Origin of the sequence: Alkalihalobacillus phoenicis, from assembly GCF_047302405.1 — a bacterium.
GTDB lineage: Bacteria > Bacillota > Bacilli > Bacillales > Bacillaceae_D > Alkalihalobacillus.
The window spans coordinates 907,881-928,702 of the sequence record NZ_CP154853.1; the positions used below are offsets into that span (position 1 = coordinate 907,881).

19 protein-coding genes are annotated in these 20,822 nt (G+C 38.3%); 18 read left to right on the plus strand and 1 reads right to left on the minus strand.

The annotated features are described in order from the left end of the window. Position 1 precedes the first annotated feature (1 nt). The 16 genes from accC to AA0017_RS04275 all read left to right on the plus strand — a co-directional run bounded on the left by accC (position 2) and on the right by AA0017_RS04275 (position 17,477). Positions 2-1,360 (plus strand): acetyl-CoA carboxylase biotin carboxylase subunit, encoded by a 1,359-nt coding sequence (gene accC, locus AA0017_RS04200; RefSeq protein WP_413379807.1) that lies wholly within the window; start codon positions 2-4, stop codon positions 1,358-1,360. 24 nt (positions 1,361-1,384) lie between these two features. Next, positions 1,385-1,783: an Asp23/Gls24 family envelope stress response protein gene (locus AA0017_RS04205; protein ID WP_413379809.1), complete on the plus strand. Its 399-nt coding sequence runs from the start codon at positions 1,385-1,387 to the stop codon at positions 1,781-1,783. A gap of 181 nt (positions 1,784-1,964) precedes the next feature. Next, the gene (gene nusB / locus AA0017_RS04210) at positions 1,965-2,360 is read left to right on the plus strand and encodes a transcription antitermination factor NusB (RefSeq protein WP_413379811.1); all 396 of its coding nucleotides are present in this window, start codon (positions 1,965-1,967) and stop codon (positions 2,358-2,360) included. Positions 2,361-2,381: 21 nt separating this feature from the next. Further along, on the plus strand, positions 2,382-3,239 hold the full coding sequence (folD, locus tag AA0017_RS04215) for a bifunctional methylenetetrahydrofolate dehydrogenase/methenyltetrahydrofolate cyclohydrolase FolD (RefSeq protein WP_413379813.1): 858 nt from the start codon (positions 2,382-2,384) through the stop codon (positions 3,237-3,239). Further along, positions 3,233-4,609: an exodeoxyribonuclease VII large subunit gene (gene xseA / locus AA0017_RS04220; RefSeq protein WP_413379815.1), complete on the plus strand. Its 1,377-nt coding sequence runs from the start codon at positions 3,233-3,235 to the stop codon at positions 4,607-4,609. The genes folD and xseA overlap by 7 nt, the downstream gene beginning before the upstream one ends. Next, entirely contained in the window at positions 4,609-4,851 is a 243-nt protein-coding gene (gene xseB, locus AA0017_RS04225) for an exodeoxyribonuclease VII small subunit (protein ID WP_413379816.1), read from the plus strand. The genes xseA and xseB overlap by 1 nt, the downstream gene beginning before the upstream one ends. Beyond that, positions 4,848-5,729 carry a polyprenyl synthetase family protein gene (locus AA0017_RS04230; RefSeq protein ID WP_413379818.1) on the plus strand — a complete coding sequence of 294 codons (882 nt, stop codon included), beginning with the start codon at positions 4,848-4,850 and terminating at the stop codon, positions 5,727-5,729. The genes xseB and AA0017_RS04230 overlap by 4 nt, the downstream gene beginning before the upstream one ends. A 1,168-nt stretch (positions 5,730-6,897) precedes the next feature. Continuing rightward, a complete protein-coding gene (gene dxs, locus AA0017_RS04235; RefSeq protein WP_413379820.1) occupies positions 6,898-8,787 on the plus strand; it encodes a 1-deoxy-D-xylulose-5-phosphate synthase in 1,890 nt (629 codons plus the stop codon). 5 nt (positions 8,788-8,792) lie between these two features. Then, positions 8,793-9,611, plus strand: coding sequence for a TlyA family RNA methyltransferase (locus AA0017_RS04240; protein WP_413379822.1), 819 nt, complete (start codon positions 8,793-8,795; stop codon positions 9,609-9,611). A gap of 277 nt (positions 9,612-9,888) precedes the next feature. Next, positions 9,889-10,338, plus strand: a complete 450-nt coding sequence (gene ahrC, locus AA0017_RS04245; protein WP_413379824.1) for a transcriptional regulator AhrC/ArgR — start codon at positions 9,889-9,891, stop codon at positions 10,336-10,338. Between the two features lie 13 nt (positions 10,339-10,351). After that, positions 10,352-12,052, plus strand: a complete 1,701-nt coding sequence (gene recN, locus AA0017_RS04250; protein WP_413379826.1) for a DNA repair protein RecN — start codon at positions 10,352-10,354, stop codon at positions 12,050-12,052. A gap of 115 nt (positions 12,053-12,167) precedes the next feature. Continuing rightward, on the plus strand, positions 12,168-13,475 hold the full coding sequence (gene spoIVB, locus AA0017_RS04255) for a SpoIVB peptidase (RefSeq protein WP_413379828.1): 1,308 nt from the start codon (positions 12,168-12,170) through the stop codon (positions 13,473-13,475). A 306-nt stretch (positions 13,476-13,781) separates the two neighbouring features. After that, positions 13,782-14,600: a sporulation transcription factor Spo0A gene (gene spo0A / locus AA0017_RS04260; protein WP_413379830.1), complete on the plus strand. Its 819-nt coding sequence runs from the start codon at positions 13,782-13,784 to the stop codon at positions 14,598-14,600. 259 nt (positions 14,601-14,859) lie between these two features. Continuing rightward, positions 14,860-16,014 (plus strand): putative cytokinetic ring protein SteA, encoded by a 1,155-nt coding sequence (steA, locus tag AA0017_RS04265; RefSeq protein WP_413379832.1) that lies wholly within the window; start codon positions 14,860-14,862, stop codon positions 16,012-16,014. A 1-nt stretch (position 16,015) separates the two neighbouring features. Beyond that, positions 16,016-16,675 (plus strand): glycosyltransferase family 2 protein, encoded by a 660-nt coding sequence (locus AA0017_RS04270; protein ID WP_413379834.1) that lies wholly within the window; start codon positions 16,016-16,018, stop codon positions 16,673-16,675. A gap of 1 nt (position 16,676) precedes the next feature. Beyond that, a complete protein-coding gene (locus tag AA0017_RS04275; RefSeq protein ID WP_413379836.1) occupies positions 16,677-17,477 on the plus strand; it encodes a hypothetical protein in 801 nt (266 codons plus the stop codon). A 92-nt stretch (positions 17,478-17,569) separates the two neighbouring features. On the opposite strand, the gene AA0017_RS04280 is transcribed toward AA0017_RS04275, so the two are convergent. Further along, on the minus strand, positions 17,570-17,836 hold the full coding sequence (locus AA0017_RS04280; RefSeq protein ID WP_413379837.1) for a DUF2627 domain-containing protein: 267 nt from the start codon (positions 17,834-17,836) through the stop codon (positions 17,570-17,572). Positions 17,837-18,213: 377 nt separating this feature from the next. Here AA0017_RS04280 and AA0017_RS04285 point away from each other — a divergent pair, with 377 nt between their 5' ends. Continuing rightward, positions 18,214-19,311, plus strand: a complete 1,098-nt coding sequence (locus tag AA0017_RS04285; RefSeq protein WP_413379839.1) for a Leu/Phe/Val dehydrogenase — start codon at positions 18,214-18,216, stop codon at positions 19,309-19,311. 27 nt (positions 19,312-19,338) lie between these two features. Continuing rightward, the gene (gene lpdA / locus AA0017_RS04290) at positions 19,339-20,760 is read left to right on the plus strand and encodes a dihydrolipoyl dehydrogenase (RefSeq protein WP_413379840.1); all 1,422 of its coding nucleotides are present in this window, start codon (positions 19,339-19,341) and stop codon (positions 20,758-20,760) included. Positions 20,761-20,822 lie beyond the last annotated feature (62 nt).

The window sequence follows — 20,822 nt, forward strand, 5'->3', positions numbered from 1 at the left end:
CATGATAAAAAAATTACTAGTCGCAAATCGAGGAGAAATTGCCGTTCGTATTATTCGAGCATGTCAAGAACTAGATATTGAAACGGTTGCTGTCTACTCAGAAGCAGATAAAGAAGCTCTCCATGTTAAACTTGCAGATGAAGCTTATTGTATAGGACCAACCCCTGCTAGCCAAAGTTATTTGAATTTCACTAATATCATGAGTGTCGCGACGTTAACAGAGTCAGACGCGATTCATCCGGGCTATGGATTTTTAGCTGAAAATCCTGATTTTGCTGAAATTTGTGCAGCGTGTAATATTAAATTTGTTGGACCGAGTCCGCAAGCAATTAGCCGCATGGGGACAAAGGATGTAGCAAGAGAAACGATGGCCCAAGCGGGTGTTCCTATTGTTCCGGGATCTGATGGCATTGTAGAAAACGTTGATGCTGGATTAAAAGTGGCAGACGAAATCGGGTACCCTGTTATTATCAAAGCAACGGCAGGTGGTGGCGGAAAAGGGATTCGAGTCGCGAAAAATATTGAAGAACTAAAAAAGGGCATCAATATTACGCAAAAAGAAGCTCAAGCTAATTTTGGAAATCCTGGTGTTTATATTGAAAAGTATATTGAAGATTTTCGCCATGTTGAAATTCAAGTCATTGCTGATGAACATGGCAATACGGTTCATTTAGGGGAAAGAGATTGTAGTATTCAACGTCGACTACAAAAGCTACTTGAGGAAACACCATCACCAGCAATTTCTGAAGAGAAGCGTAAGGAGATGGGTGATGCAGCTGTAAAAGCTGCCGAAGCTGTTGAATATACGGGTGCAGGAACAATCGAGTTTATTTATGACCACCGCACAGGCGATTTTTATTTTATGGAAATGAATACTCGAATTCAGGTTGAGCATCCAGTAACAGAAATGGTTACCGGTATTGATTTAATCAAAGAACAGATTCATGTTGCAAATGGAAAACCATTATCTTTTAGACAAGAAGATGTTACGTTTAATGGTTGGTCGATTGAATGTCGAATTAATGCTGAAAATGCGAAAAAGAACTTTATGCCTTCACCAGGGACGGTGACTTCTTATTTAGTACCTGGTGGACTAGGTGTTCGAATTGATTCTGCGGTATACTCAGGTTATACGATTTCACCTTTTTATGATTCTATGGTCGCAAAAGTCATTACCCATGGGGCGACAAGAGAAGAAGCGATTGCAAGAATGAAACGGGCTCTTTCTGAATTTGAAGTTGAGGGAATTGATACAACGATCCCATTCCACATCCGTCTGTTAAATCATGAGACATTTGTTTCCGGGGATTTTAATACAAAATTCCTTGAAGAACATGCGATTATGGAAGATAGTAAGTAATCGAATAGATTGGAGGAAATAAAAATGAACGAAAATCATATTTTAGAGTTAGATGAGCAAAAAAGCGAATTAGGAAAAGTAGAAATTTCACCAGAAGTGATTGAAGTAATCGCAGGGATTGCGGCTTCTGAAGTTGAAGGTGTCGCCAATATGAGAGGGAATTTTGCCTCAGGTGTCGCTGAAAAACTAGGAAGAAAAAATCACGGTAAAGGGGTTCGTGTTGACTTAAATGATGATGGTATTTTAGTAGATGTATCAGTTGTCATTATGTATGGAGTGTCTGTACCAGAGGTGGCTAAACTTATTCAAACGAATATTCAGCAAGCTCTTCAAACGATGACGGCTATTCAATTAAATGCCATTAATGTTCATGTTGTTGGCGTTCAATTTGAAACAACAGAAGCGGCTATTGAAGAAAAATAAAAAAAGAGTTTAATTTAGCTAGGTTTTGAAACAGTCAAGAGTATAAGCTTGACTGTTTTTTTAGGTGTCTGCCACTTGGAGGCATTTGTCGATTCGCCCGCCTTCTTTCGACAAGTGACAGGCACTTTCCACTATGGTATTATCAACGTATTAAACAAGCTTAAAGGAGCAAAGACAAAATATGAATCGTAGAGTAGCAAGATTAAGAGCTGCACAAGCTTTATACCAAATGGATGTGGCTCAATCAGAGCCGAATGAAGCACTAGAAAGCGTACTTGATACAGGGGAAGAAGCAAGTGTATTTTTAAAAGACTTGATTTTTGGAACGGTTGAACATAAAGCGCAATTAGATACGATGATATCGGCTAATTTAGTAGGTTGGACGATTGAACGAATGGGCCATGTTGACCGCGCTATTACGAGAATGGCTTTATATGAAATGCAATATATTGAAGACATTCCAAAAAACGTCACGTTTAACGAAGCCATTGAGCTAGCTAAGGCATTTGGAGGGGAAGAATCCGGGAAGTTTATTAATGGAGTGCTTTCCAAATCAATGGACGAATTAAATAAATAGAGAAGAAAAGGAGTGAAGCAGGTGACAGCCACGATTCTAGACGGAAAAGCAATAGCAATGGTTAAAAGAAAGAGGATAAAAGAAAAAGTAGAAGCATTAGCAAATAAAGGAATCGTACCAGGTTTAGCTGTCATCTTAGTAGGAAATGACCCGGCATCACAAACCTATGTCCGCTCAAAACAAAAGGCTTGTAAAGAAGTAGGGATTTATTCACAATTATTAGAGCTTCCAGAAAGTGTATCTGAACAAACTTTATTAGTCGAAATTGATCGTTTAAACGGTGATGACGACATTGATGGAATATTAGTACAACTCCCACTACCTAAACAAATAAGAGAACGTGCAGTGATTGAGCGGATCTCTCCCCAAAAGGACGTCGATGGATTTCATCCAATTAATATTGGGAAAATGATGATTGGTGAAGAAACATTCCTACCATGTACACCATTTGGTATTTTAGAAATGCTAAAGGAAACAAAAATTAATTTAGAAGGCAAACATGTTGTTGTCATTGGACGAAGTAATATTGTCGGTAAACCTGTTGGGCAATTACTATTGAACGAAAATGCGACCGTCACTTATTGTCATTCAAAAACTCGTAACCTTAGAGAGTTAACGACCAAAGCGGATATCTTGATCGTTGCGGTTGGGCGTGACCGGATCATTAAAGCTGAGGATGTCAAAAATGGTGCAATTGTGATCGACGTCGGCATTAATCGAGTCGATGGTAAGCTTTATGGCGATGTTGATTTTGAAAATGTAAAGGATGTCGTTTCTTATATTACCCCCGTTCCTGGTGGTGTCGGCCCCATGACGATTACGATGTTATTAGAAAACACGATCGAATCAGCAATGAGGAGAGGGTTTTCATCATGTTGAAGCAAAATGTTTTAACCGTCACAGAAGTCACACGATATATTAAGTCGTTAATGGAAGAAGATTTTCAATTGCAAAATTGTTGGTTACGAGGGGAAATTTCAAACTTTAAAAGACATAGTCGTGGCCATATGTATTTTACAATTAAGGATGAAAATACAAGGATGCAAGCAGTTATGTTTGCAGGAAATAATCGCTTTTTAGATTTTAATCCCGAAAATGGTATGAAAGTTATTGTTCAGGGAGAAATCAATGTGTATGAGCCATATGGTGCTTACCAAATGTATGTAAGGGAAATGCAGCCAGATGGTATTGGTAGTTTATATTTAGCCTATGAACAGCTTAAAGCGGATCTTGAAAAAGAAGGATTATTCTCTCAGGAACGGAAAAAAGCTTTACCACAATTTCCAAAGAATATAGCGATCATTACGTCTCCTACTGGTGCTGCTATTAAGGATATGGCTTCTACATTAAAACGGAGATATCCAATTGCCCATTTAGCTTTATTTCCAGTCCTTGTTCAAGGCGAACAGGCCCCAGCCTCGATTATTAATGCGATTGAACAGGCGAATTTGATTGGTCAATTTGATGTCCTTTTATTAGGGCGTGGTGGTGGTTCGATTGAGGAATTATGGGCTTTTAATGATGAGTATGTTGCTAGAGCAATAGCTGATTCTAGTATCCCGATTATTTCTGCGGTTGGTCATGAGACTGATTTTACGATTAGTGATTTTGTCGCCGATTTACGTGCTCCGACCCCAACTGGAGCAGCGGAAATGGCTGTTCCCGATTTGAAGGACCTTTTTATTCATATTCATCAGTATAAACAAAGGCTAATGAGACAAATGAATGAAAGAGTGCAATTGGAACGAAGGCAACTTGATAGGCATAATCGCTCCTATGCGTTTCGATATCCTGCCCAGCTGATTCGACAAAAGGAACAAGAATTAGATGGATTAATGGAACGGCAAAAACGAGCGATGGTGCAATTAGTGTCGGGTAAAAAAAATACGCTCAATCAGCTTCATAAAGAAGTAACGAGAAGTCATCCAAAAGCCCGAATTGAGCAAACGACAAATCAATTAAAAAGTTTAGATGATCGACTAAAGGCAAAAACGCATGAAACGATTCGCAGCAAACAACAAGGATTTCAATCATTAATCACGCAATTAAAACTTGTGAGTCCGCTACAGATTATGGAACGTGGCTATAGTCTTGTTTATAATAAAGATAACCAAATGATCAAGAAGACGACGCAAGTAACAAAAGGTGAGCACTTAAGCATTCAGGTAACAGATGGTTTAGTTCATTGTCATGTTGTCGATACGATCCGAACAAGCGACCAATTGAATGATGTAGAGGGGGATAAATGATGAGTGATATAAAAAAAGAAGAAATTAGTTTTGAAGAAGCGATGAACGAGCTTGAAAATGTAGTGGAACAGCTTGAGCAAGGAGATGTCCCTCTGGATGAAGCGATCTCCATGTTTCAAAAAGGAATGGAGTTATCCAAACAGTGTCATGATAAATTGGAGGAAGTCGAAAAGAAAATGGACCGTATTTTACACCCAGATGGTGAAATAGAAGAGGTTCAGTTAGTGGAGGATGAAGGGTGAACGAACATCTTCAAGCATTTATAGAGGAAACGAAATTTGTGATCGATGAAAAATTGCCGCAGTCGATTCGTGCTTTAAATGCTCCCTCCTCCTTAAAGGATGCGATGATATATTCATTAGAAGCTGGTGGGAAACGAATCAGACCTTTGTTATTATTAGCGACATTAAAAGGCTTTGATAAGTCACTTGAGGCAGGTTATGAATTAGCTTGTGCGATTGAAATGATTCATACGTATTCCTTAATCCATGATGACTTACCAGCAATGGATGATGATGATTTAAGAAGAGGAAAACCAACCAATCATAAAGTGTTTGGTGAAGCAACGGCGATTTTAGCTGGAGATGCTTTGTTAACTCATAGCTTTGAACGAATTGCTTCTTCACAACTTGAACCGGAAAAGCTTGTCCGTTTAATTAGAGAGCTAGCGATTGCTGCTGGTCCGGTTGGGATGATTGGCGGGCAAGTAGCTGACATGGAAGGGGAAGAACGTGCGTTAACATTAGCTGAGCTTACTTATATTCATGACCATAAAACGGGCGATTTATTAACTTATTCTGTTGTAGCAGGTGCGATTATAGCTGATGCCAGTGAAGAAGATATTGAACATTTACGTCACTTTGCTCGCGAGTTAGGGTTATTATTTCAAATTAAGGATGATTTGCTTGACGTTGAAGGTGAGGAAGAGCTTATTGGGAAGCCATTAGGGAGCGATGTTGGGAATAATAAAAGCACCTATCCGAGCTTGCTTGGGTTGAATGAAACGAAAGAAATACTAAACGCCCATTATGATGTTGCACTTGAATCCTTACATAAAGTTTCAATGAATACGAATCTATTAGAATCATTAGCTGATTACATAAAGAATCGTAATCATTAAGCTTCTACATTACGCTCAGTCTTAAAGAGGTTAATTTCCTTTTTAGGACTTTTTTTATGTTAATTTTATCAAATAAGGTGCTTCGGCTGCCGCTGCAGAAATGATTGCTCCGCGTCCTGCGGGGGAGCACTGAGCCTCCTCGGCTAGGCCTGTGGGGTCTCAGCCCGGCTCCTAGATCCCGTGGGAGTCTCCGCATCATTTCTTCCGCTAGAGAAATAGGAAGGCCATGGCAACTTGTGATTTGCGGTTGTTGTATCAAAAGGGTTCTTCGGCTGCCGCTGCAGAAATGATTGCTCCGCGTCCTGCGGGGGAGCGCTGAGCCTCCTCGGCTAGGCCTGCGGGGTCTCAGCCCGGCTCCTAGATCCCGCGGGAGTCTCCGCATCATTTCTTCCGCTAGAGAAGAGGAAAACCATAGCGACTTGTGATTTGCGGTTGTTGTATCAAAAGGGTATTTCGGCCATCGTTGCAGAAATGATCTCTCCGTGTCCTGCGGGGTCTCACAGGTCACTGAAAAAGGTCTCATTTTAACTTTAAACTTAGGAAGAATCTCAAACCATTAGATTATTCACTAGATACTCCATTATAGCTTTAGCTGTTTTTTCTTAGACCAAAACGGAGCGAGCGAAATGCCCGGAGACTCCTGCGGGACTAGTGAAGGATGGGAGACCCCGCAGCGCTTAGCGAGGAGACCTCCGATTCACCCGCGGAACGCGTAGGCTATGAATCTGGTGGAGGAAGCGAAATTATATACACCTTTGCCTTATTTATGTTAACGTTTGAGCAAAAAAAGACCACATGGTATAATATTAAACAGCTTTTATAAGCGAATGAGTCATTCATTGAAAACAGTGGATAGATGCTAGAGATACATAAAAATCTTGGTGCTCTGAGCATAGTATTGAAGAAGAATGGACTGTACGAAACTGTTTCATATTATAGTGAACCGTTTTACATAATGATCCTTATATTGACTTTTGAAAATCTTCTCTAATTTAGGTAAAAGGTTTTCATCTCTGTTTTTTCTGATACAATGAGGGGAAAGAATGAATTACGGTATGTATTTTAACTTTTTCTAAACAGACATAAGACGACTAAATGGCCAGCATGAAATCAGCAATTGGCCCATATAAAAGTAAGATAAACTGACTCGAAAGTGAGTGTTTTGAAAATGAAGCTAGAAAATATTAAAGATCCTAGTTTGATAAAAGGCTACAGCAAAGCACAATTAGAGGAATTAGCTCAAGACATTCGTCATTTTCTAATTGAAAAACTATCCGTTACAGGCGGACATTTAGGACCGAACCTTGGGGTTGTTGAACTGACATTAGTTCTTCATCATTTGTTTGAAAGCCCTAAGGATAAGTTTATTTGGGATGTAGGACATCAAGCATATGTCCACAAAATTTTAACAGGACGAGCAGACCAATTTGATAAGCTCAGACAATATCAAGGTTTATGTGGATTTCCAAAACGAAATGAAAGTGAACACGATGTTTGGGAGACCGGTCATAGCTCTACTTCTTTATCTGCAGCTATGGGGATGGCCACTGCAAGAGATTTAAAGGGAGAAGACAATAGTGTTGTGGCGATTATTGGAGATGGAGCTCTAACAGGTGGCATGGCTTTAGAAGCGTTAAACCATATTGGACATGAACAAAAGGATTTAATCGTTGTCTTAAATGACAATGAAATGTCGATTGCTCCTAATGTCGGTGCCCTTCACAATGTATTAGGGAAATTGAGAACCGCTGGTAAATATCATAAAGCTAAAGAAGAACTTGAAATGCTGATCAAGAAAATCCCAGCATTTGGTGGTAAGCTTGCTGCAACGGCTGAACGTGTGAAAGATAGTTTGAAATATTTACTTGTTTCAGGTGTCTTTTTTGAAGAAATGGGCTTTACGTATTTAGGACCAGTTGATGGTCATGACCTAGATGATTTAATGGAAAACATGAAATATGCGAAGAAAACTAAAGGTCCAGTTCTAATTCACGTGCTCACCAAAAAAGGGAAAGGGTATGAACCAGCAGAAAATGATGCCCTTGGAACTTGGCATGGATTAGGACCATACAAAATTGAATCCGGTGAAGTTGTGAAAAACCCTGGGCCACCTAGTTATAGCGGTGTATTTGCAGAAACACTAAAAAAGATTGCTCGTGAAGATGAGCGAGTGGTTGCCATTACAGCCGCAATGCCGGGTGGAACAAAATTAGATGTTTTTGCAAAGGAATTCCCTGAAAGAATGTTTGATGTAGGGATTGCTGAGCAACATGCAACAACGATGGCTGGTGGTCTCGCCACACAAGGGTTAAAGCCTGTTTTTGCTGTGTACTCTACTTTCTTACAACGAGGCTACGACCAAATTGTTCATGATATTTGTCGACAAAATTTAAATGTCTTATTTGCGATAGACCGTGCCGGATTAGTTGGGGCTGATGGAGAAACACATCAGGGCGTTTTTGATATTGCTTATTTGCGTCATTTACCAAATATGACGATTTTAATGCCAAAAGATGAAAATGAACTACAACATATGATTTATACAGCGGTCCAATATAATGATGGTCCAATTGCGGTTCGTTATCCGCGTGGAAATGGTTATGGAATTAAGATGGATCAACAATTAAAAACAGTTGAAATTGGAAAATGGGAAGTTTTAAAAGAGGGCAAGGATGCCTGTATTTTAAGCTTTGGCACAATGCTTCCAGTGGCGGAAGAGGCGAGCCAATACCTTGAATCACAAGGTATTCATGTTACCTTAGTAAATGCAAACTCAGCTAAGCCTTTAGACGAGAAGTTGTTATCTCAGATAGCTGAGCAAAACATTCCTATTTTAACTTTAGAAGAAGCGGCCCTTCAAGGTGGATTCGGTAGTGCGGTATTAGAATTTTATAATGAAGCAGGCTATCGCGATTTAACCATTAAACGAATGGGAATTCCGGATTACTTTATTGAGCATGGTAGTGTTTCTCAGTTACTTGAAGAAATTGGCTTAACAGCAAATCAAGTATCTGAGCAGATCATCGCAATGGTTCCGAGACAAAGACAAAGGGCGTAACAAGAATGGCAAAAAAAGAACGAGTAGATGTATTGCTTGTTGAACAAGGTCTTTTTGACACGAGAGAAAAAGCAAAAAGAGCGATTATGGCAGGCTTAGTCTATTTAGAAACCGAGCGTATTGATAAGCCAGGAGTAAAAATGGACAACGATGTCCACTTTACGGTGAAAGGGAATGTTTTACCGTATGTAAGTCGAGGTGGACTAAAGTTAGAAAAAGCGATTACGTTATACAATCTTGATTTATCAAATAAAACCGTTCTCGATATCGGTGCGTCAACAGGAGGATTTACCGATTGTTCCTTACAAAATGGAGCAAAGATTGTTTACGCCCTCGATGTTGGCTACAATCAGCTAGCTTGGAAGTTAAGACAAGATGATAGAGTCGTTGTAATGGAAAGAACTAATTTTCGTTATGTAACAGCTGAAGATCTTCATGAAGGCTTACCGGATTTTGCGTCGATCGATGTCTCGTTTATTTCCTTAAAACTTATTCTACCTGTTTTAAAGACACTTATTAAGCCTGGTGGAGAAGTGATTGCGTTAGTGAAACCACAATTTGAAGCAGGACGAGAACAAGTAGGCAAAAAAGGGATTATAAAAGATGCTACTGTACACAGCGAAGTTTTAACAAGTATGTGCCAGTTTGTTTTAGCAGAAGGATATGGGATTAAAGGGATTAGCTATTCTCCGATAACGGGTGGAGAAGGGAATATTGAATTTCTTTTATATTTAACGTATCCAAATGAAGCATTGGATGAGTTGGATTATCACAGCACGATTGTTGAAGTAGTGACAGCTGCTCATACCGATTTAAAAAAATAAACGTCTGAGGAAGGGAGAGCGTATGCTTGACCTTTCTCTTTTTTAATGAGGAAGTTTGATTCGTATTGAAATTAGGACAACGTGGATTTTCTATAACTAATTAGCCATTTTAGCCTTTTATAGGAACTAAAAATCACTAAAAACTCTCCCGAAATTAGGAAAAAACTAATTGACTTTTAGTATATTTATGCAGGAAATTTGTGAAAAGGTTGTCAATATCATTCGAAATGTGGATAATGAAAGCAGAAACTATATCTGAGAAATAGGTGATTCAGGTTTGAATAAAGGACAACGTCATATCAAAATTAGGGATTTAATTACAAATAATGAGATTGAAACACAGGACGAATTAGTCGAGAGATTAAAGTCTGAAGGGTATAATGTCACACAAGCGACTGTTTCAAGAGACATTAAAGAATTACATCTGGTCAAAGTGCCGATGATCGATGGTCGTTATAAATATAGTTTACCGGCGGATCAGCGCTTTAACCCTTTACAAAAGCTTAAACGTGCGTTAATGGACAGTTTTGTTAACATTGATCGAACAGAAAATTTAATTGTGATGAAGACATTACCTGGTAATGCAAATTCGATTGCCATCTTAATCGATAATTTAGATTGGCCAGAAGTGATGGGGACGATTTGTGGTGATGACACGATCTTGATTATTTGTAAAAATAAAGAAGATGGACCGCGTATTATGGAGAAATTTTTAGATATGCTTTAAGGTGGGGAATGTGATGCTTGAAGAATTAACGATTAAAAACTTTGCGATAATTGACGAGATAACGATTCCGTTTGAAAAAGGCTTAACGGTTTTAACAGGTGAAACAGGGGCTGGAAAATCAATTATTATTGATGCAATAGGATTATTATTAGGTGGAAGAGGCTCTGTTGAATTTGTTCGATACGGTGAAAAAAGAGCGGAAATTGAAGGGCTGTTTATTGTCGAAAAAAAACACCCAGTTATTAAAAAAGCAAATGAGCTCGGAATTGAAGTCGAAGAACAAATGTTCATTCTAAGGCGGGATTTAACCCATCATGGCAAGAGTATTTGTCGAATCAATGGAAAACTTGTGACTTTAGGAATATTACGGGAGATTGGTCAAACGCTTGTTGATATTCATGGTCAACATGAGCATCAAGCGTTAATGCAAGCAGAACATCATCTTGCTATGGTTGATTATTTTGCTAAAACCGATACAGCAGAATATCAGAGCGTCTATCGGGAAGCGATGACTCTACAGAAAAAGCTAAATGAATTTACTCATAATGAGCAGGAAATGGCCCAAAAAATTGATTTATATCAGTATCAATTAAAAGAAATTGAAAGTGCGAAACTAATGCCTGATGAAGACAATCAATTATTTGCCGAGCGACATAAATTAGCCAATAGTGAAAAATTGTTTAGCCTCTTACAGGACAGCTATCAAAGTTTATATGGAGAAGGAAAAGGGTTAGATTTTGTTTCGAATACTTTGTCTAATTTAGAGATGGCCGCTACGATTGATAAAGATCTACAAAGCATCTTTGAACAAATTTCTAATAGCTTTTATCTTTTAGAAGAGGCGACTTTTAGTTTGCGTGACCATGTTGAAGGGGTTGATTTTGATCCAGAACGACTTACCTTTATTGAGACAAGGCTAAATGAAATTCAGCAATTAAAAAGGAAGTATGGGCAAACGGTTGAGGAAATTTTAGAATATTCGGCTCGGATTGAAGAAGAGCTTGATTCGATTTTACATAAAGATGATCAGATCGATGATATCAAATGTAAATTAGATACGCTCTGGTTGGATGTTAAAGTAGAAGCAGAGGCGATATCGGAACTACGAAAACAGGCTTCTACCGACTTAGTAAAGGCTATTCACGAGCAATTGCAACAGCTTTATATGCAAAAAACGCAATTTGAAGTTCGTATTGAAGAAAGGCAGAGTCAGAATTTCTCACAAAAATTTCAAAAAGATGGAATGGACCAAGTTGAGTTTTTTATTTCGACTAACCAAGGCGAACCAATGAAACCATTAGCAAAAGTAGCATCTGGTGGGGAAATTTCGCGAATTATGCTTGCGATTAAAACGATCTTTTCTTCTCATCAAGGGTTAACATCTGTTATTTTTGATGAAGTGGACACGGGAGTTAGTGGCAGGGTTGCTCAAGCTATTGCCGAAAAAATTTACGGGATTTCGGTTGGTTCTCAAGTTTTGTGTATTACTCATTTGCCTCAAGTGGCGGCAATGGCTGATACTCATTTGTATATTTCAAAACACGAAGCCAAAAATCGGGTGCATACAAAAGTCGAGAGTCTTTCAGCAAATGAAAAAACAAATGAAATCGCTCGAATGATTTCAGGAGTCGAAGTAACCGATTTAACGAAAAAACATGCCGAGGAATTATTGGAACTTGCAGGAAAGCACAAAGTAGCTAATATGAAAAGCTAACCAAAATAGGTTAGCTTTTTTCTATTGGATTAGGTTATAAATGTTCGCTTCCAAGGCAACATTAGTAATACAGCCATCATGGAGGTGTGGGCTAGGAGCTAGGAGAGTGAAGTGAGTGAGAGGCGAACATATAAGAAAGTTGGTAGGAGTGGTCCTGATGCTCGGCCTTCTTAGCCTAGGAACTTCAAATATCGTTTCGGATTGGTTAGCCATTCCGCAAGAAATAACGGTATTCGAAGGGGTTGAGACAGAGCTTGTTGAGACCTCAAGTCATGATATTACAAGTTTTATTAATCAAAAAAATAATACGATATCCTACTCAAGTACAAGTGAAGGAGATACAAATCGTTCACATATTACCGGACACGAAGTAGGTGAACAGGAAATGACATTTGAAGTTGGCGGTTTTCCTGTCAAGCAAGTTAATGTTAATGTTCTACCAAAAATTGAAGTTATTCCTGGTGGACAGTCAATCGGGGTAAAGCTAAATACGGAAGGCGTTCTCGTAGTTGGACATCATTTAATCCCGACTACAATTGGTGATGAGTCACCTGGGGAAGAAGCAGGGATTGAAGTAGGCGATATGATTGTCAAAATTAACGACGAACCTATCCAGCATATTACCGAGGTAGCGAACATTGTCCAAAAAGCAGGAGAAGGCAATCAACCATTAAGTATTGAAATTAAAAGAAATAATCAACTTGTTAACAAGACATTAACACCGATAAAAGCTAAAAATGAGCATTCTTATCGGTTAGGTTTGTATATTAGAGATTCAGCCGCTGGGGTAGGAACCTTAACTTTTTTTGACCCAGAATCAAAAAAATATGGTGCATTAGGCCATGTAATCTCAGATGTGGATACTCAGAAACCAATTATTGTACATGATGGTCAAATTATTCGCTCTTCGGTCAATTCAATTGAAAAAGGAAGTAACGGTGACCCTGGTGAAAAATTAGCCAGCTTTAAAAATGCTCGAGATGTTCTTGGTACAATTGAAAAGAATAGTCCTTATGGAATTTTTGGGACCTTAAAAAAAGATGATATAAAAAATAATCATTATGATCAAAAAATGCCGATAACGATGGCTCATGAAGTTAAAGAAGGGCCTGCCAAAATATTAACGGTTGTTAATGGCGAAGAAATTGAAGAGTTTGATATTGAAATTGTGAGTTCGATTCCACAAAAACAAGCCGCAACGAAAGGGATGGTCATACGAGTGACGGATCCAAAGCTGTTAGAAGCAACCGGTGGAATTGTGCAAGGAATGAGCGGTAGTCCAATTATTCAAAATGGAAAATTAGTCGGTGCTGTCACTCACGTTTTTGTGAACGATCCAAAAAGTGGTTATGGTTGTCACATAAGTTGGATGCTTGAAGAAGCAGGAGTGTTAGCACAATTATCAGGAGCCAAAGCGAGTTAACTCGTTTGGCTTTTTTTAATGACTTTAGGAAAAATAGACAGAATCTTACTTTTCCTATAATTTACTTTTGAAATAAACTCATCACTTTTCCTATTTTATGTTAAAGTAAGGATAGACAAAGATCATTCGACATATGGTGTATATATTGAATGAAGATTAGCGAAAAGGCTCGAAAACAAAAGGAATAGTGAGTAAATAGAAGAATTTCTATTAAAATCGAGAATTTTTAAATAATATAAAGGATTTAATGATTGCTTGTCGAAATCGTTAAAGACAAAATTAACCTGTTTATGAGGAGGACATTCCGTGGAAAAGATTAAAGTGGGTATTTCAGATGACAATCGAGAGTTAGTTCACTTGCTAAACGAATACATTTCAGCACAGGATGATATGGAAGTGATAGGGGTTGCTTATAACGGTCAGGATTGTTTGAATATGATTGAGAACAAACAGCCAGACGTTCTTATTTTAGATATCATTATGCCTCACTTAGATGGTTTGGCCGTGCTTGAGCGCCTAACACAAATGAATTTGCCACGAAAACCAAACATCATTATGTTAACCGCTTTTGGTCAGGAAGATGTCACAAAAAAGGCAGTTGATTTAGGTGCGTCTTATTATGTCCTTAAACCATTTGACATCGAAGTATTAGTGACGAATATTCGAGAGATTGGTGGTGGCAAAAAAACCTTTCTCCAGAAATCAGGTGGTTCTGCGACATCTATTTTAAACGCAAATTCTTCTTCATCTTCTAGAAACGAAAAACAAGGTTTCAATTTAGATGCAAGTATTACTAGCATTATTCATGAAATTGGAGTGCCAGCTCATATAAAAGGTTATATGTATTTACGAGAGGCGATTACAATGGTTTATAACGATATTGAACTTTTAGGATCGATAACGAAAGTACTGTATCCAGACATTGCGAAAAAATTTAATACGACGGCTAGCCGCGTGGAAAGAGCGATACGTCATGCGATTGAAGTCGCTTGGAGTCGAGGGAATATTGATTCGATTTCCAATCTTTTTGGTTATACGGTTAGTCATACGAAAGCGAAACCAACGAACTCAGAATTTATTGCGATGGTCGCCGATAAATTGAGAATTGAACATAAAGTAAGCTGATAACTATTCGTTCTTAGCGAGTGGAAATAATGATAAAGATTTGAATTGAACACCAAAACAGGCTTTAGGGAAAAGCTGTTTTTGGTGTTTTTTATTGTGTGAAAAGAGATTTTCTGACCGCCTGCCAAAAAGCGAAAGATATGTTGTAGAGCGATAATTTGTTTCAAAAGAATTAAATCACATGAAAGAATCATTTTTTAAGACTATGAATGCCAAGAATGGATCATACTAAAACCAATATTGTTAGGAGTGTTTTAGTATGTCCAATCTATTAGAGGGTAAAATTATCGCCCATAAAACAACAAAAAAATTAATTGAAATGATACCAAATGGCGAATCAATGATCGCGGTATTATCGCATGAAGATTTAGATGGAGTAGCTGTGGATGGATTAATTGAAAAAAAAGTAAAAGCGATCATTAATTTTAAATCATCAATGAGTGGAAAATATGAACATAAACAAGTGCGAAGGTTACTTGCCGAAGGGATTCCTGTTTATGATCTTGAAGAAATAGATGTGTCCTTACAGAGTGATTCTTTTACAAAAAATGTCCATTTCATTAAGGGAGATGGCTTATATGAAAAAGCAGGCAAACAATCTCGTCACCTTTGTCGGTTAATCCCTTATACAGAAGAAAAAATAACAGAACGGTTACAAACAGCAAAAGAAAATTATCAACAGTTATTTTTAGACTTCATGAGTAATTCTCTTGAATATGCCCAAAAGGAAGCTCCTTTATTTTTGACTCAATACGAGCTCCCGACTTGTTTTCAAATGCTAGAAGGAAAACAAGTATTAATCGTCGCAAGAAATTGTTCTTATGAAAAAGATTTGTTAGCCATTAAACGAAAAATAAAAAGGGAGAACATCAACGTCATGGCAGTTGACGGGGCAGCGGATGGATTATTAAATATTGGGGTGAAGCCGGATTTTATTATTGGGGATATGGATTCTGTATCTGAGAAGGCTTTATTATGTGGAGCGCATCTTATTTGTCATCGTTACATGTCAGGGCATTCACCTGGAGCAGAACGGGTTCAGTCATTAAACATCATGAACTGGGAGGAACTTCAATTTGTCGGTACAAGTGAAGATTTAGCCATCTACGGTGCATACTGGTCGAAAGCAGCTCATTTATTTTTAGTTGGATGTCGAAGTGGAATGAAGGAATTTTTAGAAAAAGGTAGGCCAGGCATGGGTTCAAGTATTTTAAGTCGGATTCAGGCTGGTGAAATGATTACGGATTTAAAAGGAATTCACATACTTGGAGGGATTCATCAAGCACCTATCTTTTCTTTTGATTGGTTTACTCAACTGTCAAACAATATTTTGAATTGGTGGGCTAAATACAATGTTCGGGCTAAATTAACACAAGGGTGGTTCCAATTTAGACGGAAGAAGGAGAGCTTATAGAGTGGTGCAAATTAGTGTGATCGTGCCAGCATTTAATGAAGAAGAAAGAATAGCCAACACATTAAAAGCAATTCGCTCTCTTCCTTTTTCGCTTGAGTTAATTGTTGTCGATGATGGTAGTGTTGATGAAACCTTTACAATTGCTAATCGTTATGCGGATGAAGTGATTCGATTAAAAGAAAACCAAGGTAAAGGAAGAGCATTAGAAGCAGGCTTTCAAAAGGGGAAGGGGGAGTACATCCTTTGTCTTGATGCAGACTTAGGTTCATCAGCCGAAGAAGCCGAAGCCCTCATACAGCCAGCCCTGTTAGCTGCGGCTGATGTAATTGTTTCAAAAGTCGCTCCGGGAAAAAAAGCAGGCTTTGGACTTGTGAAAAAACGAGCTCAAGCTTTAATTTTTGAAAAAACAGGGATTAAATTAGAAGCACCATTATCGGGACAGCGTATTTTTCATCGCCGCTGGCTCCCGTGTATTCAATCGATACATTCGGCCAGATTTGGCGTAGAGACGGAAATGTCGATTCGTTTTTTAGAGGCAGGGGCAAAAATTTTAGAAGTAGAAACAAAAATGCAGCATCGTGAAATGGGGAAGAGCATAAAAGGTTTATGGCATAGGTGCAAACAATTATTAGATATTGAACGTTATCGAAAAGAGGTTTGAGATGTATCTCTATATTTTTATTTTGCCTATCATCGCTCTTTTAAGTATGTATGCGTTTTTGTCAGCCGGTTGGACGGTCCGCAATTATGAAGGGAAACAAGTCCCTTATAGCTTAGGTGTTCTCGTGGTTTTTGCCTATGCTCTTGTGATTGATTATTTCAATCTCGACTTAATGGCTCTTAGCACTTGGGCGTTAATGTATGTTTTGATCATTTGGAGCATTGGTTTTATTGATGATTTATACGGGCAAAATTCACCTAAAGGAATTAAAGGTCACTTACATTATTTGATTAAACATAAAAAGCCTACGACAGGGATATTAAAAATAGTAGGAACGATAGCGGCCTCGCTTTATATGACTATTTTTTTTGAACCGGAAACGATCTTTATTATGATTCGTTATTTTTTACTTCTACTTCTTTTTCCGCATGTCATGAATGCTTTAGATACACGTCCATTAAGAGTGTGGAAGGTGAGTCTTTTCTTTTGGGTTATTCTGCTTCTTGCTGGCTTTATTCCTTCCTTTCTTATTGTTATTTACATCGTAACGGTTTTTTATCTCCTCTTAGTTCTAGAAGGGCACCGGATTGCGATGTTAGGTGATAATGGAGCAACGGTTATCGGAAGTATTTTAGCTCTTTGGACCATTACAGTCGCATCACCAATCGTTCAATGGAGCATATTGGCGATTTTAATGATAATTAGTGGGCTGATCGAGCGTATTTCGATATCGGCTGTGATCGAAAAAAAACCATTATTACAATGGTTTGACAGGCTTGGTGTCTCAATGAAAAAAACTTAAGCTAAAGAAAAGGCAGTGCTTGTCGTTCTAAATTCGTTCATCTGCTCATGAATATTTGCTCATGAGCGGATGAAGCTCCTTCTAAAAGGGCACTACTTCTCTGCCTTCGCCTCGTCAACGGACGAGTTTTTTTTGAATTTTGGTGATATTTTTCCGTTTTTCTTGTCTCTATAAAAAATAAAACCTGCGATAAAACTTAATCCGGCTAAAAATAAAATCAGACCGAGGACAAATTCTAACGACAACGGTAAAAACGAAATATTACTAATTTGAAAAAAGGTATCCCTCATTAACTTAATCCCATACCCAGCGATAAAAACGGGGATAAGCATAATGGTTAAAGCGATAAAACGTCCCATTGTATGTGCCTCTTTCATTCTTTTTTCATTACTTCCTTTTAATTTTAACAAAAAATAATCGTTTTTGACACCATAAAGGTTGCAAGATTGTTTTATTTGAGTAATAGTAAAAGGAGGGAAATGAGAGCTGCAATTAGGACTTAGTCTTAATTTTTCCGTAAAAGCATAAAATAGTATTGAAATATAGTCAAATCCTAGACCATTTGACTTGATGTCTTTTACTTACCTTTGCCTATTTACCCTGTTACAGGATAGACGTGCTTCCTTCTTTCGGATCAATTATGATAGTAATAAAGCATTTGTATTACATAGTCTTTAATTTAACAGCTTGCTTTTTTAAAAATTCATAACAGCTCTTAAGCTCAAGGAGGTTCATCATGCAATTATTTTCGGAAATGGAGCATTACGATTATGAACAAGTGGTTGTATGCCAGGATAAAAGTTCAGGTTTAAAAGCAATTATTGCGATTCATGACACAACTTTAGGACCTGCCTTAGGTGGTACACGAATGTGGATGTACGAGAACGAAGAAGCTGCCTTTAATGATGCCTTACGATTAGCAAGAGGGATGACTTATAAAAATGCAGCGGCAGGACTTAATCTTGGTGGTGGAAAGACCGTCATTATTGGAGATCCAAAAAAAGATAAAAATGAGGAAATGTTTCGAGCATTTGGCCGTTACATTCAAGGACTTAACGGCAGATATATAACGGCAGAGGATGTCGGTACAACAGTTGAAGATATGGATACGATTTATCAAGAAACAAATTATGTAACAGGTATTTCACAAGCGTACGGTTCTTCAGGAAACCCTTCTCCCGTTACGGCATATGGCGTGTATGTTGGGATGAAAGCCACAGCAAAAGCGGCTTTTGGTTCGGATGATTTATCTGGAAAAAAAGTAGCTGTGCAAGGTGTTGGTAATGTATCTTATCATTTATGCAAATACCTTCATGAAGAAGGTGTCGAATTAATTGTGACCGATATAAATAAAGAGGCGGTAAAAAGAGCACAAGCTGATTTTGGAGCTAAAGCAGTTGAAGTTAATGATATTTACAATGTTGATTGTGATATTTTTGCTCCATGTGCATTAGGTGCGATCATTAATGATGTGACGATACCATTATTAAAAGCAAAGGTAATCGCAGGTGCTGCTAATAATCAATTAAAAGATGAATCACATGGTCATACTCTTCATGATTTAGGCATTTATTACGCTCCAGATTATGTGATAAATGCAGGTGGTGTTATTAATGTGGCTGATGAGTTAAGTGGCTATAATCGGGATCGCGCTTTAAAAAAGGTAGAGACGATTTACCAAAACCTTGAGACGGTTTTTGAAATTTCAGCCCGTGAAAAAATTCCTACGTTTAAAGCAGCCAATCGAATGGCAGAAGAACGAATTGCAAGAATGAAACAGTCACGCAGTCAGTTTTTACAAGATGGACATCATATTTTGTCAAGAAGACACTAATTGTGACAAGCGGAAGGAGGCGACTATATGGCTGAAGAATATGATCTAGTAATACTCGGTGGTGGAACCGGTGGATATGTAGCGGCGGTGCGAGCTGCTCAAAATGGCCGTAAAGTAGCAATCGTTGAAAAAGGAAAGCTTGGAGGTACATGTTTACATAAAGGTTGTATCCCAAGCAAAGCCCTCTTGCGTAGTGCAGAGGTTTTTGCAACAGCAAAAGATGCTAATAAATATGGTGTGCTCATTCAAGATCTCAAATTAGATTTCCAAGCTGTCCAAAGCCGAAAAGAAACGATTGTGAACCAGCTGCACCAGGGGGTTCAAGCGTTGATGAAAAAAGGGAAAATCGACGTTTATGAAGGAAAAGGGAGAATACTTGGTCCATCGATCTTTTCGCCACGTCCAGGTACGATTTCAGTGGAGATGAATGATGGAACGGAAAATATGATGCTCGTTCCAGAAAATATAATTATCGCCACGGGTTCATCACCAAGGTCATTACTTGGCTTAGATGTGGATGGGCAATTAATCTTAGATTCAGACGATGCGTTAGAATTGGAACAATTACCATCATCGATTTTAATTGTTGGGGGTGGTGTGATTGGAATTGAGTGGGCCTCAATGTTAGCCGATTTTGGAGTAGACGTAACCGTTTTAGAGTATGGAGATACGATCTTGCCACAGGCTGATAAAGACATCGCCAAGGAAGCGACTAAACTTCTAAAGCAAAGAGGCATTCAGATTATCACGAATGCAAAGATTGATGCAGACTCGTTGAAGAAAGACAAAAATGTCACAATATCTGTTGATGTTTTAGGAGAAAAAACCGATTTCACAGCTAATAAAATGCTCATTTCGGTCGGGAGAACGGCTAATGTAGAGGATATGGGGCTAGTGAATACTGATATTGAAATTGAAAAAGGCTACATAAAAGTTAATGAGTTTTATCAAACGAAAGAATCGCATATTTACGCTATTGGTGATGTCATTGGTGGGTTACAGCTTGCTCATGTTGCTTCACACGAGGGTTTGATTGCGGTAGAACATCTTTCGCAAAATAACCCACAAAAATTAGAGGAGCAAACTATTGCCACATGTGTGTACAGTCGACCTGAAATGGCTAGCGTCGGTTTAACCGAACAAAAAGCTAGAGAATTAGGCTTTCGTGTGAAAATAGGAAAGTTTCCATTTAAAGCAAATGGAAAAGCGCTCGTTTATGGAGAGGCTGAAGGGTTTGTAAAAGTAATCGCGAATGCGGACAATCATGATTTACTAGGGGTTCATATGATTGGACCTCATGTCACTGATTTAATTTCAGAGGCAGCCTTAGCAAAAGTGTTAGATGCGGCTGATTTTGAAATTGCTGAAATGATTCACCCCCATCCGACTTTATCGGAAATCATTGGTGAAGCTGCCTTAGCAGTGGACGGTCGTGCCATTCATATGTAAAGAAAAGAAATAATAAAACGGTTATCATGAATCCAGCTATGTCCGTTAGAAGCTCGAGAAAA

Coding starts and splice junctions, on each gene's coding strand:
- accC (WP_413379807.1), top strand. CDS start 2: ATGATAAAAAAATTACTAGTCGCAAATCGAGGAGAAATTGCCGTTCGT.
- AA0017_RS04205 (WP_413379809.1), top strand. CDS start 1,385: ATGAACGAAAATCATATTTTAGAGTTAGATGAGCAAAAAAGCGAATTA.
- nusB (WP_413379811.1), top strand. CDS start 1,965: ATGAATCGTAGAGTAGCAAGATTAAGAGCTGCACAAGCTTTATACCAA.
- xseA (WP_413379815.1), top strand. CDS start 3,233: ATGTTGAAGCAAAATGTTTTAACCGTCACAGAAGTCACACGATATATT.
- xseB (WP_413379816.1), top strand. CDS start 4,609: ATGAGTGATATAAAAAAAGAAGAAATTAGTTTTGAAGAAGCGATGAAC.
- dxs (WP_413379820.1), top strand. CDS start 6,898: ATGAAGCTAGAAAATATTAAAGATCCTAGTTTGATAAAAGGCTACAGC.
- AA0017_RS04240 (WP_413379822.1), top strand. CDS start 8,793: ATGGCAAAAAAAGAACGAGTAGATGTATTGCTTGTTGAACAAGGTCTT.
- recN (WP_413379826.1), top strand. CDS start 10,352: ATGCTTGAAGAATTAACGATTAAAAACTTTGCGATAATTGACGAGATA.
- steA (WP_413379832.1), top strand. CDS start 14,860: ATGTCCAATCTATTAGAGGGTAAAATTATCGCCCATAAAACAACAAAA.
- AA0017_RS04275 (WP_413379836.1), top strand. CDS start 16,677: ATGTATCTCTATATTTTTATTTTGCCTATCATCGCTCTTTTAAGTATG.
- AA0017_RS04280 (WP_413379837.1), bottom strand. CDS start 17,836: ATGGGACGTTTTATCGCTTTAACCATTATGCTTATCCCCGTTTTTATC.
- AA0017_RS04285 (WP_413379839.1), top strand. CDS start 18,214: ATGCAATTATTTTCGGAAATGGAGCATTACGATTATGAACAAGTGGTT.
- lpdA (WP_413379840.1), top strand. CDS start 19,339: ATGGCTGAAGAATATGATCTAGTAATACTCGGTGGTGGAACCGGTGGA.